The organism is Boudabousia marimammalium, assembly GCF_001936115.1.
Classification (GTDB): Bacteria; Actinomycetota; Actinomycetes; order Actinomycetales; family Actinomycetaceae; genus Boudabousia; species Boudabousia marimammalium.
The window spans coordinates 306,288-331,515 of record NZ_MPDM01000002.1; the positions used below are offsets into that span (position 1 = coordinate 306,288).

Consider the following 25,228-nt stretch of genomic DNA (forward strand, 5'->3'; position numbering starts at 1 on the left):
GGCTACATTTCTTCCAACTGCTCTTTCAGGCCGTTCACAGTCTCCCAAGCAGCGTGGTTCTTCCAGCGCGGGTGCGCAAAAATCTCCTCGATGCGGGCAATAGCTGCCCGCGCAGAAACCGCATCCCGCAACTCATTCACGTAAATATTAGCGGCGTAAACCAAAGCACGAACAGCTTCTTCACGGTCACGAATCAGATAGTTCTCCGCAGCCTGCTGGAAAAGCTCAGCCGCCTCACCATTACGATCGCAACGCCACAGCACATAGGCGCGGTCATCCATTGAATCTCCCAGCTCATACTGCTGAGAGAAGGTAGAGTCATCCTTCACGGTCCGCACCAAAGCATCAGCATCGTCCAACAGAGACAAAGCCTCATCCAAGTACTGCTCCGCTACACGCGGAGTCACACGCATCACCAGAGTGCGTGCACGGCGACGCTTAGCCCGGGCCAGATTCAAAGTCTTCACTTCGCTATCTTCCACATGCTCAGCCATCATTTCTTCGCGCTCACGCAAAGTCTCGGCGGCCTCATCGGAACGCTCCAGGCGCTGCAGAGCCTCCGCTGCTGTCATCAGCATCCGAATCGCCGCATCATAGTCACCTAGGCCGACCATAGTTTTCACGGCCTTGCGGGCTTCCTGCACGACTCTGTCATGCTCGCCGAGGGTGTCAAGGCATCCCACCAGGTAGTGCCGCAGTACCGCAATCAAACGCACGTGCCCCAGAGTCTGGATTTCTTCCAGCACCTCTTCAAGGACTTCCGCCGCTTCCAGATCACGATCTTGTGCGGCCAGCATTCTGGCTAGGTACAAACCCAAAGAGCCCTGTATCATCCGCAAACCAGCGTTGGAGGCCAGAGTGAGAGCTTCCCGAATCTGCACTGACGCTTCCCGGTTATCATGCACGTCCTCAGATGCTTTAGCCAGCATCAGGCGGCCCTGAATCTGATGACCCAGGTTATCGGGGGTTTCCAAATGCATGGCCTGATCCGCGGCAATAGCACCATCGTAGACTTTACCGCGAGACAGCAAATCACGGGCCGCAGACAGCTGGTAGGTGGATTCAAGAACCGGATACCGGGACGCAATCTCTTTCTCTAAAGCTAGCGCCTCATCGACTTTCTCATAGTCGTTCACGGAGGACGCCAATTTCTGGTATGACATCAGCAGATAGAAACGTTCAGCTACCTGCAGGCTAATGAACGGATCAGTTTCATCCTTTCTGGGCTCAGCAGAGCGAGAGAACAAGGAGCGCAGACCACGCTTCGGCTGCTCTGCTACCGGCAGTGCCTCCCGAGCCAGCGAAAAGACTTGATCGTGGACTTCTTGGAGCCATTCCAAAATGGCGTACTTACCTTCGGTTTCCATATCGAAAGCAGTGTCATGCGCTTCGATTTCCAGTCGCACTTTCATGACCGGGTCGTCAGCATTCTCCGCACCACGCTCATAAAGGTCCTTAGCTACTTCCCGCTGCAACAAGCCATAGTTCACTGAGGCAAGGGAATAGAGCTCTTCCGGGTCGGTAATATCGTCGTAGCTATCAGGCATCAGGGAGATAATCTTATCTTCCAGCTGCTTGTAGAAGGTCGCATACTCAGGGATGCGGTGGTCTTGACGATGTTTAATTTCAAAAGCGACTAGCTCTGAGACACTGTCAAAATGAGGCACCTGCTGACGGTTATAAGTGGGCAGCGGATAGTCGGGGGCATCTTCCGGCAAAGGCAAAGAGGCTGAAACTAGCTGCGGGATTCCTTCCATTTTTGGTAGCGGGTTCTTTTCCGCCTCAATGAAGCTGAAGATTTCGGAGCTGTTCTTACCGGCATCCGGATAGTGAGGCGCATCGAAGATGGCGTTAACGCGCTTGCTAATGGAATCGTTACCATTGCGTTCATCAAACTGCTTCGCAATCGTCAAGGCAGTGTCACGGACAATGGGTAAAGCCTCAGCCACCGTCAGGGTAGACTCCAGACCGGGGAACCCAACCGGCTCATTAGCGGAAGCGCGCACCCCCAGTTTTTCGTCCCCATGACCGGTCTGGGCCAGCGACTCCAGCGCCACAGTCAGACCCGCAGTGAACCACATGGTGTCCACAATAATGCTGGTTTCAGACAAGAATGGAAGCACCTCACGAATCGCGCGCAGGCTACGGTTGGTGGCCTCTAAGCGCCCCAGGTAAGTCAGATGCCGCCCCATATGAACTAGATCGTCCACGTCCGAACGCATTGCCCGCCATGACGACAGGTGACACTCCCAAGCGGAAGCGGCACGCCCGGTGCGTGACAGTGCATCAAGCACAGCAGTCTGGGTTCTGAATGGCTGCGCCTCACAGGTATCAGTTTCCGCAATGCTCGGCAGACCGGAGGCAATAGTTTCGTCCCACTGCTCATTCCAGTCAAAGAAGATAATCTCCTGCAAGGGATCACAGCCCAAACAGTCACTGTTCTCATCGCGGGTAGAACTGCGCCACAGGTTCAAGTACTCTTCTGCGCTTTCCATGCGGCCACAAATCATATCTACCTGGGCGTGTACCCGGTAGTAGGCGTGGAGGCTGGCACCGTCCGCCAGATAGTAGGTGTGCATCTGCTCCAGCAGACGATCGATTTGTTGCAGGGAAACGCTGGGGTTATTAGCCAGTGTCGTAACAGCGGTCTTAAAGAACCAGCGCACCATCTCGCGGACATCATCATCACTGTCCTCAGGGTGCTGTTCAGTCAGGTTGAGTAGCCACACGAAAGGCGCAATCATTCTTTCGTCCTGACCGCCCCGCAGATAGGCGTTAATCAGGTCGATGCGGCCGCGGATTTGCAGCTTGGTGTATTCCCCCTCGTCGGCCCACGTGACGGCCTCAGCGATAGCTGCGGAGCGGGCCGGGCCCCAGGGGAATCCGGTGGCCTCTTCAAGTTTGTTTTCAATTTCGATTTCGTCGCGCATGAGTTACTCCTCGGTGGGTTCGGACGGGGATTGATAGCTCGACTCTAAGGCTCGATCTAGCAGGGTCATATAAAGATCGTTAGCCCAAGCACGATCTTTCACATTCATCGGGTGCCGTCCCGACATGAGGGCTTGCACCCACAGCGTGCGGACCATGATTTCGACTAGTTTCAGGTCCTGCAGTGAGCACAGTTTCGCAATCATCGGGTTGGCACGGTTGAGCACCAGGCGTTTCGTGGCAGTGCCATCGAAAGGATTGACTACGCCCAGCACTTCCTCCCAGATTCCGGCGGCAGTTCTCCGGCCGGACTGGTCTACTAGTTCGCCGGCAAAATCCGCATCCACCAGGTAGATAGTCGGAATCGTCGCCGGCTCAAAACGGCGCAAAACCACGTTGACTTCGCGGTCTTGCAGAATCTGATCAGCCATCAGAAGCAGGTCACTGGCCTGGGACTGTTCAGCCGGGGAGGGTTGAGCCAGCCTTCCCACGATTTCGCTGGGATCAATCAGGCCGATTTCCGCGCCGGTATCTTTCACCCAGGCGCGCAGGATTTCCTCATCAAAAGCGTAACCGGCGTTGACCAGGCACACACCTTGGGCTTGGGCCACATCGACGAGGGAGCGGAACTGGTCCACGGTGCGGGTGTAGCGCACCAGCATTCCAGAAGAGAACACGTCACGCAATGGGCGCATCCCCAAGGCGGATTCGAAAGGCAGATTCTCCACCACCAGCTGACGCATATGCGCATCAGTGACAGCCACAGATTTAAGAGCGGTGCCGTGCACATCCAAGAACCGCTTGAAAGTGCTGGGGGCATGCCGACTGATTCGCGCAATCCAGTCCCGAATCTGATCTGAGATTTCTTCTCTCACCTGCTGCAGCAAGTCATCGTCGAAAAGCGCCTCACGGGAGGCAGTGGGACGCAGATAAGCGGAATCCACAATCAGACGCGCAAAAGGAGCCCAATCGTCCACTAGGGATTTCACATCATTGTTGATGAGCATCCCCCGCAGATAGACAGAGTGTGACTGCCCGGAGCTGGCGACCGGCTGGTCAGGGATGAAAGCCAAACCACGCAACCCAGCAGCCGGAACCAATACTTCAATTACGTCTAGGGGCTTGAAACCGAAGTTGCTGCGGCACCAGGCTTGCCGTGCGGAGGCGCCCAGCTCCCACGGGAATTCTGAGGTTGTGCACAAATCAAACTGGTGCCCCTCCCCAACCAGGACGGGAACTTCCAGGTAACGACCATAGTGACGGACCAGCTGAGCGACCGTGTCGACCTTGAGCCAGGATTGCCCGGGACGCTGCTGTAACTCCACGATGGTGCCCGCTTCAGGCAGCTGCGTTTCAGCGTATTCAACAGTGAAAGTACCGCCAGAGTCACCGCGCCAAATAATTGTGCGGGCCTCAGAGGTTTTCGCAGAACGTGAGGTCACCGTGATGGAATCCGACACCAAGAAACAGGAAAGCAAGCCAATGCCGAACTGTCCTAGGAAATCTGAGCGCGCAAAGCCCAACTCATCGCGTTTAGAGGACGCCCCGATGGTGGCTAAGAGCTCTTCTGCCTCTTCATAGGTCAAGCCGATTCCATTATCTTTGCAGCTCAAAGAGCTACCGGTTGCGGTAATGCGGATGACCGGGGAGATAGAGCTGTCAATCTCTTTTCTGGCGGTGATTGCATCAACTGCGTTCTGCATGAGTTCGCGGATAAAAACTTTCGGTCCCGAATAAAGATTTCGAGAAAGCAGTTCCACCAAGCCACGCAAATCGACTCTAAAGTTAGCCACTAAAAAATATTCCTCACTGCTACGACGATAAATTTAAAGTAGGGGTAGTCCCCTACCCCTACTTTAAACTATGCAGATTCCGGCTGGATACCCAAGAACTCTTGGGCGTCCGAAAGCCGGCTAACAATCGTCTCTAGGCTCACTCCCATAACCATCTTCAACTGATCCTCAGTCAGACCAGCTTCACAGGGAGAATAGATTTCGGAGTAGACCTGCAAGCCGTCTTCATCCTCAACTAGGTAAGTCTTCGGGAAATACTCTTGCGTGTGGCGCTCATTCACCCATTCCGTCAAGCTCTGGCGGGTTTCGCTTGCATCCAGATTGCTGCCCAGCCAAGAACGAACCAAGAGCATCTTGTTTTCGTTTTCGAGGGCGAAAATTGTGTTAAAACCGTTGAATCCCGCATGCAGGTATTCGCCTGACTCATGCACTCCCACGGTGTACCCATCAGACTCTAGAGCCTGCTGCATACGTTGAATCGTTACGGGTTCGGGGCCTACGGCGGCCGCGGGCTTATTCCACCATGCCATCTTGGTCTTCTTCCTTCTCAACTAGGTAGGGTAACTCTTCAGTCAGGTGCTGAGCATAGCTAATTAGCTGTCCCATGCTGACGTGGAAGAAGTTCTTTAGCTGTTCGTCGGTCCATTCGGTGAGCGCCATAGTGCACTCAGCGGCCAAGTGAACAACTTGGTTGCCGTCCTCATCTTCACCAACAGCCCAGTAGGCTTTCGGGCCGGTACGCTCACGGTTGCAGGTTTCAACCAGTTCAACTACGCGAGGCAGATCTTCAAGCTTGGCGTCGCCGCGAATATTTCCGCGGAGGTTCATGAGCTGCTCTTTCAAGGTAATCCAGACGATAACCTCATCGAAGGGGATACCGATTTCACCATCATCATCAATGGCGAAGCGCAGTTCTTCACTGGTGGTCAAAAAGTTTGTTAAACGCTCTTGCGTCAACGGGGCTAGTGTCATTAACCGCTCCTTTCATGTGAACCGTATCTTACCAGAAAAGAGCGCGAGTTTTTAGAGCCTTTCAGCGGCTTCCACGACGTTTACGATGAGCAACGCCCTCGTCATGGGTCCAATCCCGCCCGGGTTTGGGGAGAGCCAAGCAGCTACCTCATCCACTCCGTCAGCCACGTCCCCAGTCAGCTGGAACTTGCCAGTCTGCGGGTTCTGGACGCGGCTAATTCCCACATCCAAGACCGCTGCACCGGGCTTAATCATGTCCGCGGTAATCAGCCCCGGAACCCCGACGGCACTAATGACAATATCTGCCACCCTAGTGTGTTCGGCAAGGTTTCTGGTACCAATATGACAGGTCGTGACGGTAGCCCCCGGCTGCACGCGTGAGGCCAGCAGACCGAAGCTGCGTCCGACCGTCATCCCATTCCCGACCATACAGATATTGGCCCCTTCCAGCGGCACGCCACCCCACTTTAGGAGCTCCAAACAAGCGCGAGGTGTGCACGGGGCAGGAAAGTCGAGGGGGCCTGACAGGCTGGCAACCAGTTTTCCCAGATTCATCGGATGCAAGCCGTCAGCGTCCTTCTCCGGGTCGATCGCGGCGATTATCCTAGCCGTATCAATCTGCTCCGGCAACGGCAACTGTACAATGAAGCCGACACAGTTAGGGTCTTCATTTAGCGCAGCTATTTCAGCTAAAACAGCGTCCTGGGAGGCGTCTTGCGGCAAATCGACGCGGCGGGAAGCTAAGCCGATCTCCACACAGTCCTCATGCTTATGTTTCACATAGGTGGCTGAAGCCGGGTCATCCCCCACCAGGATGGTGGCCAAGTAGCAGTTCTTTCCTGCGGCTTTGAGTTTTTCCACTCGCGCAGCTAAGTCTGCTTTGATTTCCTTAGCGCACTGAATGCCATCCAGTTTTTGGGCTGAACCCGACCAGCCTGCGCGCATTAGATTCCCTCTTGGTCTGATGTGATGGAGCCGCCCTTAGCGGTGTAGGTGCCGGTGTCACCAAGTTCAGAGTAGAGCGGGAATTTCATGGTCAGCGCATTCACCCGATCACGTAGCTGCGACAGGCGGCTATCCGTTTCAGCGGCGGCCACGACGTCGCGCTCCCCCTCGGTCTTCCCGGAAGCTAGCTCCACACCCAGCAGCAGGGTTTGCGCAATAATGTCAGCAACCTCAGCGAACTCCTTATCCCCAAAGCCGCGCGTAGCTAGCGCAGGCGTACCAATGCGCAGGCCGGAGGTGACTCGCGGGGGACGCGGATCGAAGGGGATGGCGTTACGGTTCACGGTGATTTGCACACGGTCCAGCAGGTCCTCTGCTTCCTGACCGTTCAGCGGTGAGTGCTGCAAATCTACCAGCACCAGATGCACATCGGTACCGCCGGTGAGGACATTAATACCAGCTTCTTGCAAATCAGCTTGTGTCAGGCGCTGCGCAATAGTTTTCGCGCCTGAAAGGGTGCGTTCCTGTCGGTCTTTAAACTCATCGGTCATGGCCAGCTTCATGGCGACCGCCTTGGCGGCAATCACGTGCATGAGCGGGCCACCTTGCTGTCCGGGGAAGACCGCGGAGTCTAGTTTCTTGCCTAGCTCCGGGTCACGCGACAGTAACAAACCTGAACGCGGACCACCCAGTGTCTTATGCACAGTCGTGGAAACGACATCGGCGTAGGGAATCGGGGAGGGGTGCAGACCGGCAGCAACCAGGCCCGCAAAATGCGCCATATCCACCCACAGGTAGGCGCCAACCTCATCCGCTATCTCCCTGAACAGCGCGAAATCAATCACGCGCGGGTAGGAAGACCAGCCGGCAATGATGACCTTGGGGTGGTGCTGATGGGCTAGTTCGCGCACCTCATCCATGTCCATGAGGCCAGTCTCTTGGTTCACATGGTAGGCGATCGCCTGATAGTTCTTACCGGAGAAATTTATCTTCATGCCGTGAGTGAGGTGACCACCATGAGCGAGGGCGAGGCCGAGGACGGTATCTCCGGGATTCGCTAGGGCGTGCAGTACCGCGGCATTAGCCTGGGCTCCAGCATGTGGTTGCACATTGGCCCACTGCGCTGAAAAGACCTTCTTGGCGCGCTCAATCGCTAGTGACTCTGCAATATCTACGAATTCACAACCACCATAGTAGCGGCGACCCGGGTAGCCTTCAGCGTACTTATTGGTGAGGACTGAGCCTTGTGCTTGGAGAACTGCCGGGGGAACGAAGTTTTCCGAGGCAATCATCTCAAGGGTGGATCGCTGACGCGTCAGTTCTTGATTAACTACGCGAGCAATCTCAGGATCGAAGGTGGCCAAATCTGAGTTCATTACTGAGTCATGCATAGGAAAAGTATAACCGGACAGGGGCGATTACGTAACCATACTTACCTGCCAGATAAAAATCCTGCCCCGCAAGTAGAAACTCACGGGGCAGGAGGCAGAGATTTGGTTCTGAAAGTGGCTGATTATCCCTTCACTGAACCGGACATTAGCCCACCAACGAAGTACTTGCCTAGCAGAATGTAGACAACCAGTGTCGGAATGGAAGCAATCAAAGCACCAGACATGGACGCGCCATAGTCCGCCATGATGGAGCCGTGAGCGAGGTTGTTCAACGCAACGGTTGTGACTGGGCTTTCTCCGCCACCGAAGAACAGTGCGAAGAGGAAGTCATTCCATGCCGAAGTGAACTGCCAGATGATAACCACCACGAAGGACGGGATGGAAATCGGTAGCACCACGCTGAAGTAGGTGCGCAGCATGCCGGCACCATCTACACGGGCAGCCTCAATCAGCTCACTGGGGATAGTCTCATAGTAGTTACGGAAAATTAGGGTGGTGATTGGAATACCGTAAACCACGTGCATCAGAATCAGGGTGTGGATTCCGAAGCCAATCTCCGCGTTGATGACTACCCTCATCAGCGGAATCATGACTGCCTGGTAGGGCAAGAACATGCCGAACAGGATCAGTGTGAAGACTAGGTTGGCGTAGGGGAAACGCCACTTAGAGAGCACGAATCCGTTCATCGAACCCAGCATGGCTGAAATCAGTGAGGATGGGATTACCAGCATCAGCGAGTTCAACAATGAGGGGGCGAGGGTGTGCCATGCGCGGCCCCAGTTCGTTGTGTCCCAGACCTGAGGAAGGAACCAGGTACGTGACGGGTCAGCGTCTGCTGACGTCTTGAATGAGGTCACGAACAGTACATAGACCGGAATCAGTACTAGGAATAGCGACAGAATCAAGAAAATGTAGCGGAACAGGAGGGACCAAGCGAAAGGTTTCTTGTCGTGCTCAGTTGAGACTAGTACTTCCCCACTGGCGGAACCGACTGGGGCATCCACTGTTGCTGTTGGAGTTTTGTTTTCAGTTGCAGTGCTCATCGTTCTTTACCCGCCTTTGAATCGTGAATCAAGTAGGGAATCACGAAGATTGCCACAATCACTAGAAGCACAGTGCCGATGGCAGCCGCATTGGAGTAATCATTATCAGTCATGGCATTGTACATGCCGATAGCGGGCACTTTAGTTGAGTAGGTCCGTTGGTCGGTGATTGCCATAATCAAGTCGAAGGACTTCAACGACATGTGGCCGATGATAACAACTGCGGAGAGCGCAATAGGAGCAAGCTGGGGGAAGATGACCTGACGGTACATCTGCCATTCGGTGGCACCATCTACACGGGCGGCTTCACGGAGTTCTTCGGGGATGCCACGGAAGCCTGCTAGGAACAGCGCCATGACGTATCCGGCTAGCTGCCAGATTGCGGGAAGAGCAATCGCGCAGATACCGAAAGTAATGTTCTGAGTCCAGCTGTTTTGCAAGAAACCGAGGCCCACCTGCTGGAATAAGCGGTTCAAACCGGAGGCGCTTTCACCCATTGCCGGGTTTAGCAGCCAGCGCCAAACCACACCGGAGGCAACGAAAGAAACAGCCATCGGGAACATGAAGATGGATCGGAAGATGCCTTCACCTTTGAGGGGACGTTCCAAAACCCAGGCCCAGACGAAGCCAATAATGAGGGTGCCCACTAGGAACACCACAGTGAAGAGGATTAGATTGAGTAACTGATGCTGAAAATCGGGGTCACCAAAGAGCTCGATGAAATTATCGAAGAATACGAAATGAGATGGTTCGCGGCCGCTGACCTGTGCGGCAGTGTGCGTGTCTTTCATCGAAGTCCAGATATTGGCGCCGATAAGCCCGTACACAAAAATGCCAATCAGAATAACTGAAGGAGAGATCAGTAGTACGCCGGGACCCCAGGAAGCCATTCTTTTCTTTGACGACACGGCTTTTGTTTTCTTAGCCATGATGATGTTTACTCCATTTCTGGATCGTTGTTTTAGTTCAGCCACCCTGCTGAACCGTTAACAGGAGCATAAATGCCCTATTAACCAGATTAGAGTTGGGGGCGGATACTTTCAGAGGGTTCCACCCCCAACTCTAATCAGCTAGTTTTTTTACTTCAGATTCTGGGTTGCTTTAACCAAGTCAGCCTGTAGCTGAGTAGCATCTGAAGCTCCCTGACCGAACTTGGCCAGAGCATCGTTGATTTCGTTAGAAACCGGGGCCGGTACGGCAGCACCGTGAGCGATGGAGGAAACAATGGTGTCCTTCGCGAAGTCAGCCATTGCGTCCTGCTGGTACTGCGGGAACTTACCCAGCTGCTCAGCGGTTAGGTCAGAGCGGGCCGGGATGGAGCCCTTGATGGAGTTGAAGGCAACCTGGCCTTCAGGGGAAGAAATAGTCTTCAACCAGGCCTTAGCAGCTGCCTCATTCGGTGCCCCTACGGGGAGGGTGAAGGAGTCAGCTAGGAAGTTGAAGGTGCCCTTGGTGCCAGGAACCGCGAAGTAGACATAGTCGGCAGGAGCCTTCTTGTCTGCGCCGTTGAATGCGGCTAGTGCCCAGTCACCCATCACGTTGTAGGCAGCCTTGCCTTCAATGATCGGCTTCATAGCGGGCTCCCAGTCCTCATTCATGAGGGTCTTGTCGGCCAGTTCCAGAATCTTCGCGTAGTGGTCGATAGCTTTCTTTACGCCTTCGCCATTCCAGTCGGTCTTGCCGTTGAACAAGCCGGAGTAGCCTTCTGCACCGAGATCAGCCAAGAGGATGTTCTCAAACAGGTGCAGCTGAGTCCATGCCATACCAACAGTAATTGGGGTCTTTCCAGCTGCCTTGACCTTCTCCATGTCAGCAATCCAGGCGTCAACGTCGGCCGGCGGGTTGGCCGGGTCGAGGCCCGCTTCCTGGAGCACTGCCACGTTAGCCCACACCACGTTGGAGCGGTGGATATTGGAAGGAACAGAGTAAATCTTGCCATCAACCGTGAGGCGATCCAGCAAGGACTTAGGGAATGCGTCTTTCAGTTTGAACTCATCGTATAGGCCGGAGACATCCTGCAGGTAGCCTGCGTCAATATTCTCGGAGAGTTCCGCACCCGCGTGTGCCTGGTAGGTGTCCGGCGGATTCTTGGCTGCTAGGTCAGCAGCTAGCTTCTGCTTAGCCTGTGAGCCGGCACCGCCAGCCACGGCTTTGTTTACGAACTTGTAACCCTCGTTCTGCTCTTCGAAGATCTTGACTAGAGCTTCCAAGCCTTCTTTCTCAGATCCAGCGGACCACCAGGTAACTACACCGACCTCTTTGGCGCCATCGCCAGCGGGCTCGGAGCTGCCTCCCCCAGTTGTTCCGCCTGAAGAGCAGGCGGTCAGCATCAGCGCAAACGCCGCAACTCCAGCGGTAATGAATTTCTTACTCATGTTGAATCCTCCATATACGGGAAATCCGCATTGATTATTGTGAATATGAGGCTAGGGTTTTGAACAGCTTTGTTCAAACTTCCTACGTGACCACTTTAACAGTGTCAGAGGTCATCAGACCACATTTTATGAAACTGTGACCTACCCAGATTGTGCACACAAATGTAATAATGCCCTCCCAGCGCAATGCTGAAAGGGCACTATTGACTGTTATTTCGCGATTATTTTCGCGAAATTGAGCCAAACTTAGAGCAGGCCAAGTTCGCGGACAGCGTCACGCTCAGACTCGAGGGCTTCAATGTTCTTTTGGATGCCGGCCTTAGTAGCTTCGGAAAGCTCCAGCCCCTGAACAATCTCCCACTCTGCACCCTTCGAGGTGCAGGGGAAGCCGTAGATGAGGCCTTCGGGAACGCCGTAGGAGCCGTCAGAGGCAACGCCAGCGGTAACCCAGTCGTTCTCCGGGGTGCCGTTCACCCAGTTGTAAACATGATCGATAGCTGCGTTAGCGGCTGAAGCAGCGGATGAGGCTCCACGGGCTTCAATGATGGCTGCGCCACGCTTAGCAACGGTGGGGACGAAGTACTCTTCCAACCAGGCGCTGTCTACCATGTCCGCGGCGGGCTTGCCGGCAACAGTGGCGTAGGAGACGTCGGGGTACTGGTCTGCGGAGTGGTTACCCCACACCAGCATCTTCTTAATGTCGGCAACCGGCACGTTCAGTTTCTCAGCCAGCTGAGAGATGGCGCGGTTGTGGTCAAGACGCATCATCGCGGTGAAGCGGGAAGCGGGAACGTCCGGAGCTGCAGCGGAAGCAATCAGAGCATTGGTGTTGGCGGGGTTACCCACGACGAGGACGCGGATGTCGTCTGCAGCGTGATCGTTAATGGCCTTACCCTGGGGGCCGAAGATGCCGCCGTTGGCCTTCAGCAGATCAGCGCGCTCCATACCTTTGGTACGGGGACGAGCACCAACGAGGAGGGCAACATTGGCACCGTCGAACCCCTTGTTGGCGTCATCGGTAATGTTGATGCTGTCAAGCAGCGGGAAAGCACAGTCGTTAAGTTCCATGGCGGTGCCCTCGGCAGCCTTCAAGGCAGGCGGGATTTCCAGCATGTTGATCTTGACGGGGGTGTCAGGGCCCAGCAGCTGGCCAGAAGCAATGCGGAACAGTAGTGCGTAGCCAATCTGGCCGGCAGCGCCGGTGACGGTTACGGTAACCGGGGTTTTAGTCATGAGATAGTCTCCTTCACGAAACCGTAGATGCGGGGCGTTATCCCCGCCTGTTATGGTTACCTGACGGCAACCCGAACCCTTTTGGGCACTACCTCAAGTCTAACGCGGTCTATATCACTTTGATATCTCAAAGCGGAAAGAAATCTTTTATCACACTGATCCACCGCGCATTAAAGTGAGCAAAACTACACTTTCGGGTCAAAAGTACGATTTACTGAGTCATCCCCATAAAGCAACAAGAGATTATATTAACAGCGAAAATAAACTAAAATGAAGACAAGTTTGAATCGAATGTGAGGAGGGACCGATGAGCGGGCCAAAGGAACACCACAAATGGGCACTTGACCCCAGAGCTGCACTAAGGGTGGGCGAAGGCTTTGATTTGTCTACTTTTGACTATGCTGCGACCCCCGGCTGGGAGGGCGATAAGAAGTCAGCAAAAGCTTTCCGGAAGAATCGCGATGATGAGCTAGACACTTTGCAGTCCAAACTTTATGCGCAAGGACTTCATGGCGGGAATAAGGCGATTCTGATTGTGGTGGAAGGGGCCGAAGCTTCCGGTGCTGGCCGCCTAGTCCGGCATTTAATGGCGACTGTTGATCCGATGGGCGTACACCTTTGCACTGAAGCGAAGCCTGCACCAACCGGGAATATTGCAGAGCATATCGAAGACACCCGCGATACCCTACCGGGCCCAGGCATGATTACTTTCCTGCACCACAGCTACTACCGTGAGCTGAGGGCCTTAGTGAAAACTGGCGCACCGTTGTCCCAGATTCAAGAATACGGAGCTATGATTAACCAGTTCGAACAGGAACTGGTTGATGGCGGCTACGAAATTATTAAGCTATGTCTACTGCTCAGCCAGAATGAGCAGGGTAGAAGGCTAATGAAACGCCTTACCCGCCCAGATTTGCGATGGAGATGGTCGGAACTGGATCTGCAGATGCGTGAGCACTGCCATGACACAGATAACCTCTATCAGACCGCTCTCGGCTATACTTCGACCAATATTGCGCCTTGGTTAGCTGTGCCCTCAGATGAGAAATGGTATCCACGCCTAGTGCTCACTGAGGTGCTGGCCCGCACTTTGGAAGACATGAATCTGGAATGGCCGGAGCCTGACTTTGATTTGGACGCCGCGAAGCAGCGTCTGGCTCTGACAATGCCACCATTCACCAGCGAATAAACTGATTCAAACTAAGCAGCGGCTGAGGAAAAGAAATACTCTCTTTCCCCAGCCGCTGCTTTTCACTCAGGCCTGAATCAGTGCCTCCGTTGTGACAGGTAGTAACGGATTAGTGAGCGGGTGGAGTCGTCTTGGGCGGCCAAAGCGTCCTCGTCCCCTTCAACAGCAGGGAAGATATCCAAAGCAAGTTTCTTGCCCAGTTCCACACCCCACTGGTCGTAGCTGTTGACGCCCCACACTGCTCCCTGCACGAAAGTGATGTGCTCATAGAGGGCAATCAGCTGGCCCAGCACCGACGGGGTAAGGGCGGGCGCCATGATTGAGGTGGAAGGACGTGAGCCCTCGAAAATACGGGCGGTAACGATTTCCTCCCTCGTCCCCTCGGCGCGAACCTCGGCCTCGGTCTTACCGAAAGCCAGCGCCTGCGTCTGCGCGAAGAAGTTAGACAAGAACAGCTCATGCACGTCCTTCTTTCCATCCTTCAACGGATAGGCAGGATTCGCGAAAGCAATGAAATCTGCCGGCACAATCTGGGTGCCCTGGTGAATCAGCTGATAGAAGGCATGCTGTCCGTTAGTGCCGGGTTCACCCCAGAACACTTCACCGGTCTCATAGTTCACACCCGCGCCGTCCCAGCGCACCGACTTGCCATTCGACTCCATGGTGAGCTGCTGCAGGTAGGCTGGGAAACGGTGAAGCTGCTGGGCGTAAGGTAGCACGGCGTGGGAGGCAGACTTGCAGAAGTTCACGTACCAGATGTTGAGCATACCCATCAAGAGGGGCACGTTCTTCTCAGCTTCAGTTTCCGCAAAGTGACGGTCCATTTTGTAGAATCCGTCTAGGAAGTCGCGGAAGTTGTCGGGGCCAATGGCGATCGCCAGCACTGTGCCAATCGCTGAGTCAACCGAGTAGCGGCCACCCACCCAATCCCAGAACCCGAAGGCATTGGCCGGGTTGATGCCGAACTCTTTGACCTTGTCCAAGGCGGTGGAGACAGCCACGAAATGGGCGGCGACCGCCTCAGCTTCAGTAGCATTGTCGAGGGCGCCGGCAGCGCGCAGTGAATCCAGCAGCCAGGTGCGGGCCAGCCGCGCATTAGTCAAGGTCTCCAAGGTGGTGAAGGTCTTGGAAGCCACAATGAACAAAGTGGTTTCAGGGTCTAGTCCGGCGGTCTTCTGGGCGACATCGGTCGGGTCAATATTGGAAACGAAACGGCACTCTAGGCCCTCTTTGACGTAGGGTTCGAGGGCTTCATAAACCATGACTGGGCCGAGGTCGGAACCACCAATACCAATATTCACCACGTGGGTGATGGCCTTGCCGGTGACGCCTTTCCATTCTCCGTCGCGGACCCGGTCAGCGAAGGCAAATACCTTGTGCAAAACCGCATGGACGTCGTCGACCACGTCCTGTCCGTCAACATTCAGGCGTTCCTTCGCGGGCCGCCGTAAAGCAGTGTGCAAAACAGCGCGGTTTTCGGTGTTGTTGATGTGCTCACCGTTGAACATCTGGTCGCGGCGCTCTTCAACATTGGTGACGCGCGCCAGCTCCAGCAGGTTACGTAGAATATCCCCGTTAATCAGGTTCTTTGAGAGGTCGACCAGCAGATCTCCCGCCTGATAGGTCAGTTTTTCGACGCGCTGGCGGTCCGAATGGAACCATGCCCGCAGGTCAGGCTTCACTACGTCTTTGAGCTGGTTAAGACGATTCCACGAATCAGTGGTCGTGGGATCAACCGGAGTGTTCATTTGGGCTCCTTCATAGGGATATTAGGTCAGGGGTTAAGTCTAGTTCACCGATACGTTCGCCATGGGGGCCAGTAGGAACAGGCCGAGGGCGAGCAGGGCAAAGAATCCGCTGTCGATACGCCAGTCTTTCGCCGCGAACCAAACTGATGGTTCCCGGTAGAGCGCTCTGGATATGGCAGTAACCGCACATACGGCGGAGAGCGCGTAGACAGCGACGCGAGGATACCCCAGTAACGCCACAGTGACAACCAAGATTAGTGTCACCACCACGATGCTGGTCACTAGTACGAAACCCGGACGCTTATTCTTCACTCGTTGATTCTATCTCGCCCGGGGTGGAGATGACAGGATTGGAGGCCTCAACCAGTTCGACCAATTCTTCAATCTGGGGTTCGTTATCAGTGGTTTCGGCTTTCGGTTTGAGACTTAGGTCTGAGAGTCCCGTCGCGATTTGACCGCGCCATAGCTTGATTCTGTCTACTACTTCAGTGCAGGTGAGCAACCTAGCTAGCGCGTACACGCCCCAGGTTTCTAGGAAGATTAACGCGAAGGCGCTCAGGAAGGGGACGCCAACCATTTGTAGTCGACCCGGGCCAATGGCACCTTTAGAGGTCCATACCAGTAGCGCATCGACTAGCAGAACTAGGATTGCAGCGCTGGGCAGGATGACCCGCAAATCTTTGCTGGAGCGACGCGACCTCCAGGAGGAGAATAGCGCGAACACTAGGAAAATGGTCCATAGTGAGGGCCACACCTGCGCAGGGGTGGTGGGGACTGCACCCAAGATAGGGATGGCTGGTAGCGCTTGGTGCGTCACTGTGAAAGCTGACTGGTAGGAATCTGTGGCCGTGTAGAAACCGCCTCCGGCCAGCCAGGAGAGCGAAGAAGTAACGAAAAGCGGCAGGTACAGTAGTTGCGTCAGCGCTACGAAGACGTACTCCCAGCTGTTTGCCCCGATCAGGCTGGAGATTTCAACTATGCGCGGCCAGCCATTCCAAATGGCGAAAATTAGGGCGCCTAAACCGACCAAGAAAGTAATGATGATTAGGTGGAATCCTAGTTCCAGTCCTCTGAAAACATTCCGTGGCCAGGAGGCAATCCAGTTGAGGAAGGCGTCGTCAATACGATAGTCGCCGACTAGGCCGAGGGAGCGGTCTAGGTCTTTACGGTAGCAGCGGACTCGTTTGAGGATCTGGATTAGTACCGCGAGGAAGCTAACTAAGAGAGAGCCGAGGGAGAGGCGCAGTAGCCCGCCGCTGGTTCCAGAGGCTGCGATGATCACAGAAATCAGGGTGAAAGAAACGGGGAAGGCGAAAAGCGCGGCAGTGTCAACGTCTTTTCTCAGCTGCAAGCTGAGCTGCGCAATCGCAATCGCAATGAGGGTGAGTCCAGCTGGCAGCAGGGTCGCTGCGATTCCCCCGATTGGGTAGGATCCAAACAGGCCGGCCGCCCAAAGATCAGTACCGAAGCCGAAAACACTGGCCCAGCCGATTTCAGCCAGCCACTGGTTCCCCGATTGGAACCAGTAGGCCAACCCGACTGTTAGCACGCATAGTGCCCAGAGGATTAGGGCCACCTCAACCCCAGCGAGGATGACTCGGGTCCAGCCACTAGGCAGCTCAATGCGGTCTGGCTCTGTGGGAGCTAGCTCTGTTTCATCGATGGTTTGCATGTGCTGGAACACCTCCTTGTTCTGGTTCGGCTTTGGTTTTATTTGCTGTCATAGTGGCTGTGGATTTCTTTGGACAGCTGCTTGAGGGCGGTTTCGATTACCTCAACAACGGCGGTTTCGCCGGGGCTGCTGGGGTTAATGCGGTCGGTTTGGATGAACTCTGGGTGTTCTTTCGCGACGCGCGCCCAGTCTGCCACGATGACATTCGCATATTTTTGGGCAGTATCGCTAAGGTACCGGTTGGTTTCGTCCACAAAGTTGGCGGGTGAATGAATATTCACGAGCACTACTTGACGGGTGGGTCCGAGGGCGGCCAGCACTTCATCCAGCAGTGCAGGGTCTTTGAGTCCCCCGCGAGTGCCGAGGGCGATTACCACACTGCGGCGCAGCTGCTGCTCCCCTTCGGCTTGTTTAATCATTTCCAGGGCGTTCGACCAGCCTTTCGACGGGCCGGCGTTAAGGGAGACGCCCGGGTATTGTTTAGCGATTTCTTCACGGGCGGTCAGCACTATGGAGTCGCCAATAATGGTGAGTTCATCCCCACTGGGTTTAACCGGGGAGGGTAGCTTCTTCGTGGCGTATTGTTGCGCGATTTCTTCTTTTTCTTCGACACTGAGCGCCTCGGCATTGACTTCGTGCACTCGTTGAGCGGCGTCCAGCTGGGAGGATAGTGTCGTCGCTTCAGTGACGATGGTTAACCGCGTGTCCTCATTTAGTCCTTCCACTGTGCGGGTTACTAAGCTGGCTGGCGGTGCCAGCATGGCTGCGGCCAGTGTGGCAATAGCGAGGACAGACACTGTCACCGTCACGGGCCGGCGATAGAGCGCGGTGGCTTCCCGAAGCTGTTTGGAGATCTGGCCGATGCCTTGTTGCCGCATGGGGGTTTCCACCCATCGGTAGGAGAGTTCCGCAAGGGAGAGGGTGAGGCCTACGATTACTAGTCGCTCCACCCAGTATTTCCAACTGCCGTCGTTCACTGGCCAGATTTCTTCGGTAATCAGCAGCAGCGGCCAGTGCCACAGGTAGATTCCGTAGGCCCGCTCCCCCAGCCAGTTGGTGACCGGGTTATCAAGGTAGTTTTGGGCACCCTCGGGGACCAGTAGCGTTCCGAGGATGAGGAGGCCAATGCAGAGAGCAAAAAGCAGCATCCCACCCCAGTAGGTGAAGGAGAGTTTTTCGCTCAGGAACACGAAGGAGGCGATGGCCCCGATACTACCGACGGCCAGCATGAAAGAAGTGGAGCCGAGGGTGCGAAGTCGACTGAGTGGCTGGCCATTCTGGGTGCCGCAGAGCAAAGCTAGGAGCACACCAATCAGGAGGCTGAAGGAGTGGGTATCTAGCCCGTAATAGACACGGGTGGCGTCCAGGCCCGGCTGATAAAGATAGGCCATGGAGGCGGCGGAGAGGACAGCGAATCCGGCAATAATCCCGATCTTTGCGGACCAGTTTTTGACGCCCCAGTTGAGCGCGAAGAAAAGGAGTGGCCACAGCAGGGAGAACTGCACAATGAGGGAAAGGAACCACAGGTGCGCTAGCAGCTGCGGAGAAGTAGTGTCAAAGTATGAGGATTCGGCGGCGATTTCCACCCAGTTGTAGGTGAAGGTGAAAACCCCAAGGAGTTGCCTTCTGATACCGACCATAAAATCTCTTTGGACGAGCGCGGCGATAGGCACAACCACCAGAATCATGAGGGTGAGGCCGGGGAAGAGGCGTCGGGCGCCTTTAAGCCAGAAGTCTGCTAGGTCTAGTTTGGCTTCTGCTTGCCATTGTTGAATGAGGCTGAAGCTGATGAGGAAGCCGGAGAGGACGAGGAAAATATCCACGCCTAGGTATCCGCCAGGTAGGAAACTGGGGTGAAGGTGGTAAAGCAAGATGACTAGGAGCGCCAAGCTGCGGATTGTGTTCAGTCCGCCAAAACGTGCTGTCGCTGCACCTGCCGCAAGGCTAGTTTCCTTGGGCTGGGCGTCTTCTCGCCTACCCGTGTCTGGTGTTCCAGTTTCTAGCTCTCCGGTTTCCAGTTTGCCAGTTTCTGGGAAGGCGGGCTCGGCTTTAGCTGCTTTGCTTTCGGCGGCGTCAGAGGATGACAGTTCAACGGTATCAGTCACGTTCTCTGGTTCTCCTTGGACGGCGGTTTGTGCGTAAAAGCAAGTTGGGCGCGTAGGCGCGCACCCTAGTCTTTCTTAGCGTACCTTGAGGTTTTGGCGTCGCCAGTTTGCAACGCCGCGTGACCTTAGAGGCGCTCCAGTTGAGCGTAGCGCAGCATCAGGCGTTTGACCGTTCCATCACCGAAATCCACGGTGGCGACTTCTGAGCGGCCCGCGCCAGAAAGCTCAATAATTGTGCCCATTCCGTAGGACTGGTGGGAGACTCTATCCCCCACGACAAGACCATGGGCGGACTTCTGGTCAGCTCCGGCGGACCGGTTCGCGGCCGCTTTCTTAGCTGCACGGGCTGCCGCAGTTGCCCCCATGGAGGTTACTTTCACTGGACGTGACGAGGGCGAAGGCACCTTGACTTTGGGTTTACCAGAGCCAATCGCCGGCCCAAAATCATCGTCATCATAGCTGGAGCTGCGCCCTGAGCTGCCTCCCCTGTAACCGCCCGCACTGTAACCACCTGAACGGTAGCTGCCTGGGTATCCTGCAGAGTATCCGCCAGAGCCGTAACTATCTCCGGCACGGAGGCGCTCAGTGAAGCTTTGTTCGCGTCGAACTTCTAGTACTTCCGCAGGAATGTCGGTGAGGAAGCGGGAAGCGGGCATATCTTGAACTTTGCCCCAGCTGGCCCGCACTGCGGCGCGAGTCAAATAGAGCTTTTCACGGGCCCGCGTGATTGCCACATAGGCGAGGCGTCTTTCTTCTTCCAGCTCATCAGTATCTGAAAGGGAGCGGCTGTGTGGGAAAGTGCCATCTTCTAAACCGGTCACGAATACCACTGGGAACTCTAGTCCCTTCGCGGTGTGCACGGTCATGAGAGTGACTTGACCGGCTTCATCCCCAGCTAGCTGATCCGTGTCGGAGACCAGCGCGACCCGTTCTAAGAAGTCAGCTAAAATACTGGGCTCTCCCCTGGTGAGCGCTAAGCCGCTCTCCTCAGCGGCCGCTACGTCACCCCCTGCCGTGGGAACGCTGGCCGGCGGCCCCTCAGGGCGCGGGTTCCCCGCGTTCACAGCGCTTTCGCTGCCCGCGACGCCAACTGCTGGAGCGGCCACGGTCGTCGTCGCCAAACCCGCATCGAACTCGGAGGCAACCGCATGGAGTTCAGCTAGGTTCTCAATCCGTGAGGCATCTTGCACATCATCGGAGGCGCGCAGCATCGCCATGTACCCGGATTCATCTAAAACATTGTCCAGCAAATTCGCGACCCCGCCGGAACGAAGCTCACGCATCCGCATGATTAGGTTCCAAAAACTTGCCGCGGATGAGGCAGCCCGGGCGGAAATACCATCAACTTCAGGGAGTGCGGATAGTTGCGGCCACTGCTGATTGATTTGTTCCCTAATGCTGTCTGAAGGATGCTTAGAGTCCAGGCAAAGTTTCGCTAGCGCCTCCCCTAGGCTAAGGCCGAAACGGTCAGCGTAAGCTGAAATCATGGCTTGGGCTTTATCCCCGATGCCACGCCGGGGAGTGTTCAAAATCCGCAGGATTGACACCGTATCAGCAGGGTTGTCAATCACGTGCAGGTAGGCGATGGCGTCCTTGATTTCTTTCCGGTCGTAGAACCTAGTGCCGCCGATCACCCGGTAGGGGATGCCGTTGCGGATAAAGCTTTCTTCAATCACACGCGACTGCGCGTTAGTACGGTAGAAGACCGCGATATCGCCCCATTTTTGTCCGGCCGCAGTCAGAGCATCGATTTCTTTCACCAAGAAGTTCGCTTCATCCCGATCAGATTCGGCGGCATCGGTGACGACGGGGGCACCGCCGTCATGGGCGGTCCAAAGTTTCTTGGGTCGGCGCCCAGAGTTCAGCGAAATCACCGCATTAGCGGCGGTCAAAATGTTCTGGGTGGAGCGATAGTTTTGCTCCAGCATCACAATCTGAGCGTTCGGGTAGTCTTCCTCGAACTCCTCAATATTACGGATAGTGGCACCCCGGAAAGCATAGATTGACTGATCGGAGTCTCCCACTACCGTCAGTTCAGCGGGCGGCACGCCCTCGGCCCCCTCAACCCCAACTAGTTCCCGCACCAACACATACTGCGCATGGTTGGTGTCTTGATACTCATCCACCAGGATGTGGCGGAAGCGGCGATGGTAGTGCTCCGCAATGGCCGGATGGTTTTGCAGCAGCTGCACAGTCAGCATAATCAGGTCATCAAAATCGACCGCATTGGAGCGCAGCAGCCGGTCCTGGTACTCCCGGTAGCAAAGCGCCAGCTGCCGAGAGATCGGGTCATTCGGGGCAGTTTCAGCGTATTGTTCCGCGGTAGTGAGCTCATTTTTCAGGCTGGACACCCGGAAGCTGAAGGATTTCGGGTTGAATCGTTTAGGGTCTAGGTTTGCGTCTTTGACGACCATCGCCATGAGGCGCTGCGCATCCGCCTGATCGTAGATCGTGAAGGTGGATTTCAGTCCAGCAGCAGCGGCATTTTCCCGCAGGATTCTCACGCAGGCAGAGTGGAAAGTGGACACCCACATGCGGTGAGCTTCCGGCCCCACCAAGGAGACGACGCGCTCACGCATTTCCGCGGCCGCCTTGTTCGTGAAAGTGATAGCGAGGACTTCACCCGGGCGAGCGCGCCTAGTAGCCAGCAGATGCGCAATCCGGTGCGTCAGCACCCTAGTTTTACCTGAGCCGGCGCCGGCGATGACTAGCAGCGGCGTTCCCGCATGGGTGACGGCCTCCAGCTGTTGTGGATTAAGCCCTTCCAGTAGGCGCCTAGCTTCCGCCTGGTTGTCAGGAGAGTCCCACTGGTAGTCTTCGTCATTTAGCTGGTAGGCGGCGTTAGCTAGAGCGGCCGCCGCTGACGGTGAAGGGGACGCGTAGGAGCCGAGGTTTTTGAACAGGTCATGCATGATGGCTATAGCCTATCCGTCCGCCGGGACATTATCAAAGTAACCCGCCTAGCTTCCGCCCCGCGGTAACATGGTCGGGCAAGAGCGTGAAGGGAGGGGCCGTGTCCAGTCCAGTGGATTTTTTGCTTCCGCAGCAGTGGTCTGAGCTGCTGGATCTTTTGGGTTCCGCACCGCTGAAATCCCGTCCGGGCAGGCCTGCCGCTGTCTGTTTACTGGATGGTCCTTCGGGCACGGGTAAGTCCACTTTGGCGCGGGCCTTGTTGGCGGCATTGCCGAGGACGAGGGGGCCGCGTTGGGCTGGCCTCCAGCTGGTGCAGATGGATGATTTTTATCCCGGCTGGGAGGGTTTGGCCGCCGGTCAGCAGATTCTGGCGAAGTCGGTGCTGTCCAGTTTTGACACGGCCGACAGTGGCGAGGCGGCCGCCGCTGAGACTGCCTCCAAAGCGGCAGGATACGGTTACTGGCGTTGGGATTGGGCGGCCGACAGGGCCGGGAAGTGGCGTACTTTGCCAGCGGGTGCGCCCCTGCTGGTGGAAGGTTGCGGCGCGCTCACCCGTGAAACGATATCACTAGCTGATTTTGGCATCTGGATTGAAATGGATGAGGCGACCCGGAAGGCTCGCGCTCTAGGGCGCGATGGGGATATGTTCGCACCTCATTGGGAGGGCTGGCTGTCTCAGGAGCAACAGCACTGGCAACAGAATCATCCCGCGCAGCTAGCGGATTTGTGTTTTTCAGCCAGCTTAGAAACTGACCTTTAGCTACTTGGTTGAGAGTTTTGCGGCGGCGGCCCGGTCAGCTGATGTGGCGGTCAGATGATGTGGCGATCTGCCGCCCAGCGGGCCAGCTCATTGCGGTTTGACAGTTGTAGTTTGCGTAAGACCGCTGACACATGGGTTTCCACGGTTTTCACCGAGATGAATAGTTCTGAAGCCACTTCCTTATAGGTGAATCCGCGCGCAATATAACGCATGACTTCGCGTTCCCGACTGGAGAGCCGGTCTAGCTCTGTTCCCGTGTCGGGCGCTGTGGCAGCCCCGAAAGCATCCAGCACGAAACCCGCTAAACGCGGTGAGAAAGCAGCGTCCCCACCGGCGACGCGGCGGATTGCGTCCACCAGATCAGGGGTGGAAATAGATTTGGTGACGTAGCCGCGCGCCCCGGCGCGAATCACCGCTACTACATCCTCAGCGGCATCAGAGACTGACAGGGCGAGAAACTTTGTGTCCACCGCAGTGGAGCCGGCGACAACGTCCACTCCCCCTCGTCCTCTCCCACCGGGAAGGTGCACGTCCAGCAAAACCACGTCCGGCTGGGTTTGCGCAATCACACGGATGGCGGAGTCCACGTCGGTAGCTTCTGCAACCACCTCGATTTCTGGGATTTTCGCCAGCTCACCGCGCACACCCGCCAGAAACATCGGATGATCATCTACCACCACTAAACGGAGTGGGACAGTAGTGCTTTCCGGTTTACTCATTGCTTTCACCTGCTTGTGTTGATCCGTTATTGCCAATCGCCCAAGGCACCGTGATGGCAACCTCAGTGCCCTGCTGTAGTCGCCGGATTTTAACGCTACCGCCTACCTGCTGGGCGCGTCGCAGAAGGGAGTCCCTCACCCCGTGCCGGTCAGTGGGAATCTGCTCCAGCTCATCCAAACTAAAGCCCGGGCCTTGATCTTTCACGAACGCCTCGAACTGCTGCCCGCATTCCACATAGACGCTGATGGGTTCAGCTCCGTGTTTAGCAGCGTTCATGCAGGCTTCCCGCACTAGGGACTCCATGATTTGCCCGTGCTCCCCCGCATCATAGTCGCCCACAATCACAGTCTCAATATTGACTTCACAGGCGTCTTCGACCTCTGCGGTGACCCGTTCAATTAGGTCTTTGACCGAGGTCCCCGCCACCTTCTTTTCCGGGTACAGCCAGGCGCGTAGCTGCCGTTCTTCCCGCCGCGCTAATCGCGCAACGTAGGCGGCATCCTCCGGATGGGATTGAATCAGGGTGAGGGTCTGCATCACGGAATCATGCAGGTGCGCCGCCACGGCAGCCCGCTCATCGCTACGAATCTGCTCCAGCTGGGAAGAAAGCAAGGAGTTACGCAGATTCACCCAAAGCGGGAACAGCATGATACCCAGTAGAAGCAGCACCACCGCGACAATAGCGAAACCAGCCAACAGATTTAGCAGGCTTAAACGGCTCAAGATAAGGGGCACAGCACCCAAAATCACGTAGGCCCCGCCCAGCCCGCACATCCACCAGTTGACGTGGAGGCGACCCACGTTCCACCAAGCCAGACCATATCCCACCATTAGGCAGAGCAAACCAAGGAAGGTTTTCGCGGTGCTCTGGTAGGAAGAGTCGGAGAACAGCACATAGCCGGCAATGCCCAGCAGAACCAGCGCAGACCCGCCCATCATCAGGGCCGGGTCTGAGATAGCGCTTTGCACGTTCTGGTCTCGATTGAGGGTGGCCGAGGGCGCTTCCTCGGCTCCTAACAGCGGTTTGGTGTAGGCGGTAGCTGACGTGCTTCGTTCCTGAGAGTCCCCCAGATAGGGTAAGGTGACCGGGGTTTCCCCAGCGACAGGCAATACCAGTATCATGACAAAATAGAAGAAGATGCCCACCCCAAATAGGGAGGCCAAGATCATGAGGAATCGCACCAGCCCAACCGGCAGGTTGAGGGTGTATGACAGTCCCGCGCAGACTCCGCCGAGAACCTCGGTGGGAGCAGCGGGAAAAATTCGCTGAGGTTTACGCACCAGTGGTGGCTGAGCGCGCTCCGGCGGGGCGGGCTGTACCCATTGCGATGCGGGCGTGGGGTGATGCGGTATTGTCATGGTTCTAGTCTGCCACTTCGGCGGGACATTATTCACCCCCTGAGGATGCTTTCAGGGATAACTCAGTGCCACCCCCCTGATC

At 55.9% G+C, this 25,228-nt stretch carries 19 protein-coding genes; 2 read left to right on the forward strand and 17 right to left on the reverse strand.

Features of this window, described 5'->3' with window-relative positions; all coding sequences use genetic code 11:
• Positions 1-2: 2 nt before the first annotated feature.
• The 10 genes from BM477_RS02915 to BM477_RS02960 all read right to left on the reverse strand — a co-directional run bounded on the left by BM477_RS02915 (position 3) and on the right by BM477_RS02960 (position 12,680).
• Positions 3-2,930 (reverse strand): hypothetical protein, encoded by a 2,928-nt coding sequence (locus BM477_RS02915; RefSeq protein ID WP_075361167.1) that lies wholly within the window; start codon positions 2,928-2,930, stop codon positions 3-5.
• 3 nt (positions 2,931-2,933) lie between these two features.
• Entirely contained in the window at positions 2,934-4,721 is a 1,788-nt protein-coding gene (locus BM477_RS02920) for an HSP90 family protein (RefSeq protein WP_075361168.1), read from the reverse strand.
• 68 nt (positions 4,722-4,789) lie between these two features.
• Positions 4,790-5,251 (reverse strand): YbjN domain-containing protein, encoded by a 462-nt coding sequence (locus BM477_RS02925; RefSeq protein WP_075361169.1) that lies wholly within the window; start codon positions 5,249-5,251, stop codon positions 4,790-4,792.
• Positions 5,235-5,693, reverse strand: coding sequence for a YbjN domain-containing protein (locus tag BM477_RS02930; RefSeq protein ID WP_075361170.1), 459 nt, complete (start codon positions 5,691-5,693; stop codon positions 5,235-5,237). Before BM477_RS02930 ends, BM477_RS02925 begins: the two co-directional genes overlap by 17 nt.
• Positions 5,694-5,744: 51 nt before the next feature.
• Complete coding sequence (locus tag BM477_RS02935; protein WP_075361171.1) at positions 5,745-6,638, reverse strand: bifunctional 5,10-methylenetetrahydrofolate dehydrogenase/5,10-methenyltetrahydrofolate cyclohydrolase; 894 nt, start codon at positions 6,636-6,638, stop codon at positions 5,745-5,747.
• The gene (glyA, locus tag BM477_RS02940) at positions 6,638-8,029 is read right to left on the reverse strand and encodes a serine hydroxymethyltransferase (protein ID WP_075361172.1); all 1,392 of its coding nucleotides are present in this window, start codon (positions 8,027-8,029) and stop codon (positions 6,638-6,640) included. Before glyA ends, BM477_RS02935 begins: the two co-directional genes overlap by 1 nt.
• Positions 8,030-8,151: 122 nt before the next feature.
• Positions 8,152-9,072, reverse strand: coding sequence for a carbohydrate ABC transporter permease (locus tag BM477_RS02945; RefSeq protein ID WP_084543668.1), 921 nt, complete (start codon positions 9,070-9,072; stop codon positions 8,152-8,154).
• Positions 9,069-10,001, reverse strand: a complete 933-nt coding sequence (locus tag BM477_RS02950; RefSeq protein ID WP_075361173.1) for a carbohydrate ABC transporter permease — start codon at positions 9,999-10,001, stop codon at positions 9,069-9,071. Before BM477_RS02950 ends, BM477_RS02945 begins: the two co-directional genes overlap by 4 nt.
• 150 nt (positions 10,002-10,151) lie before the next feature.
• Entirely contained in the window at positions 10,152-11,447 is a 1,296-nt protein-coding gene (locus tag BM477_RS02955) for an ABC transporter substrate-binding protein (RefSeq protein WP_075361174.1), read from the reverse strand.
• Between the two features lie 246 nt (positions 11,448-11,693).
• Positions 11,694-12,680 (reverse strand): malate dehydrogenase, encoded by a 987-nt coding sequence (locus BM477_RS02960; protein ID WP_075361175.1) that lies wholly within the window; start codon positions 12,678-12,680, stop codon positions 11,694-11,696.
• Between the two features lie 307 nt (positions 12,681-12,987).
• Here BM477_RS02960 and BM477_RS02965 point away from each other — a divergent pair, with 307 nt between their 5' ends.
• The gene (locus tag BM477_RS02965; RefSeq protein WP_075361176.1) at positions 12,988-13,869 is read left to right on the forward strand and encodes a polyphosphate kinase 2 family protein; all 882 of its coding nucleotides are present in this window, start codon (positions 12,988-12,990) and stop codon (positions 13,867-13,869) included.
• Between the two features lie 77 nt (positions 13,870-13,946).
• Here BM477_RS02965 and pgi read toward each other — a convergent pair whose 3' ends face one another.
• From pgi to BM477_RS02990, 5 genes are all read right to left on the reverse strand, one after another.
• Entirely contained in the window at positions 13,947-15,617 is a 1,671-nt protein-coding gene (gene pgi / locus BM477_RS02970; RefSeq protein ID WP_075361177.1) for a glucose-6-phosphate isomerase, read from the reverse strand.
• A 39-nt stretch (positions 15,618-15,656) separates the two neighbouring features.
• Entirely contained in the window at positions 15,657-15,929 is a 273-nt protein-coding gene (locus BM477_RS02975; RefSeq protein WP_075361178.1) for a hypothetical protein, read from the reverse strand.
• A complete protein-coding gene (locus BM477_RS02980; protein WP_075361179.1) occupies positions 15,919-17,289 on the reverse strand; it encodes a cell division protein PerM in 1,371 nt (456 codons plus the stop codon). Before BM477_RS02980 ends, BM477_RS02975 begins: the two co-directional genes overlap by 11 nt.
• A gap of 38 nt (positions 17,290-17,327) precedes the next feature.
• Entirely contained in the window at positions 17,328-19,394 is a 2,067-nt protein-coding gene (locus BM477_RS02985; protein WP_075361180.1) for an acyltransferase family protein, read from the reverse strand.
• 125 nt (positions 19,395-19,519) lie between these two features.
• Entirely contained in the window at positions 19,520-22,306 is a 2,787-nt protein-coding gene (locus BM477_RS02990) for a UvrD-helicase domain-containing protein (RefSeq protein ID WP_084543669.1), read from the reverse strand.
• Positions 22,307-22,407: 101 nt separating this feature from the next.
• On the opposite strand from BM477_RS02990, the gene BM477_RS02995 reads away from it, so the two are divergent.
• Positions 22,408-23,067 (forward strand): nucleoside/nucleotide kinase family protein, encoded by a 660-nt coding sequence (locus tag BM477_RS02995; RefSeq protein ID WP_143230183.1) that lies wholly within the window; start codon positions 22,408-22,410, stop codon positions 23,065-23,067.
• 50 nt (positions 23,068-23,117) lie between these two features.
• Here the strand turns inward: BM477_RS02995 and BM477_RS03000 are convergent, their stop codons facing one another.
• Both BM477_RS03000 and BM477_RS03005 read right to left on the reverse strand, forming a co-directional pair.
• A complete protein-coding gene (locus BM477_RS03000) occupies positions 23,118-23,786 on the reverse strand; it encodes a LuxR C-terminal-related transcriptional regulator (RefSeq protein WP_075361181.1) in 669 nt (222 codons plus the stop codon).
• Positions 23,779-25,146 (reverse strand): ATP-binding protein, encoded by a 1,368-nt coding sequence (locus BM477_RS03005; protein ID WP_084543670.1) that lies wholly within the window; start codon positions 25,144-25,146, stop codon positions 23,779-23,781. Before BM477_RS03005 ends, BM477_RS03000 begins: the two co-directional genes overlap by 8 nt.
• Between the last annotated feature and the right edge of the window lie 82 nt (positions 25,147-25,228).

Bases quoted from the DNA above. Each gene is read 5' to 3' on its own strand.
- BM477_RS02945 (WP_084543668.1), bottom strand. From the start codon at position 9,072: ATGAGCACTGCAACTGAAAACAAAACTCCAACAGCAACAGTGGATGCC.
- BM477_RS02925 (WP_075361169.1), bottom strand. From the start codon at position 5,251: ATGGCATGGTGGAATAAGCCCGCGGCCGCCGTAGGCCCCGAACCCGTA.
- BM477_RS02930 (WP_075361170.1), bottom strand. From the start codon at position 5,693: ATGACACTAGCCCCGTTGACGCAAGAGCGTTTAACAAACTTTTTGACC.
- BM477_RS02980 (WP_075361179.1), bottom strand. From the start codon at position 17,289: ATGCAAACCATCGATGAAACAGAGCTAGCTCCCACAGAGCCAGACCGC.
- BM477_RS03005 (WP_084543670.1), bottom strand. From the start codon at position 25,146: ATGACAATACCGCATCACCCCACGCCCGCATCGCAATGGGTACAGCCC.
- BM477_RS02955 (WP_075361174.1), bottom strand. From the start codon at position 11,447: ATGAGTAAGAAATTCATTACCGCTGGAGTTGCGGCGTTTGCGCTGATG.
- BM477_RS02965 (WP_075361176.1), top strand. From the start codon at position 12,988: ATGAGCGGGCCAAAGGAACACCACAAATGGGCACTTGACCCCAGAGCT.
- BM477_RS03000 (WP_075361181.1), bottom strand. From the start codon at position 23,786: ATGAGTAAACCGGAAAGCACTACTGTCCCACTCCGTTTAGTGGTGGTA.
- BM477_RS02915 (WP_075361167.1), bottom strand. From the start codon at position 2,930: ATGCGCGACGAAATCGAAATTGAAAACAAACTTGAAGAGGCCACCGGA.
- BM477_RS02950 (WP_075361173.1), bottom strand. From the start codon at position 10,001: ATGGCTAAGAAAACAAAAGCCGTGTCGTCAAAGAAAAGAATGGCTTCC.
- pgi (WP_075361177.1), bottom strand. From the start codon at position 15,617: ATGAACACTCCGGTTGATCCCACGACCACTGATTCGTGGAATCGTCTT.
- BM477_RS02935 (WP_075361171.1), bottom strand. From the start codon at position 6,638: ATGCGCGCAGGCTGGTCGGGTTCAGCCCAAAAACTGGATGGCATTCAG.
- glyA (WP_075361172.1), bottom strand. From the start codon at position 8,029: ATGCATGACTCAGTAATGAACTCAGATTTGGCCACCTTCGATCCTGAG.
- BM477_RS02990 (WP_084543669.1), bottom strand. From the start codon at position 22,306: ATGCATGACCTGTTCAAAAACCTCGGCTCCTACGCGTCCCCTTCACCG.
- BM477_RS02960 (WP_075361175.1), bottom strand. From the start codon at position 12,680: ATGACTAAAACCCCGGTTACCGTAACCGTCACCGGCGCTGCCGGCCAG.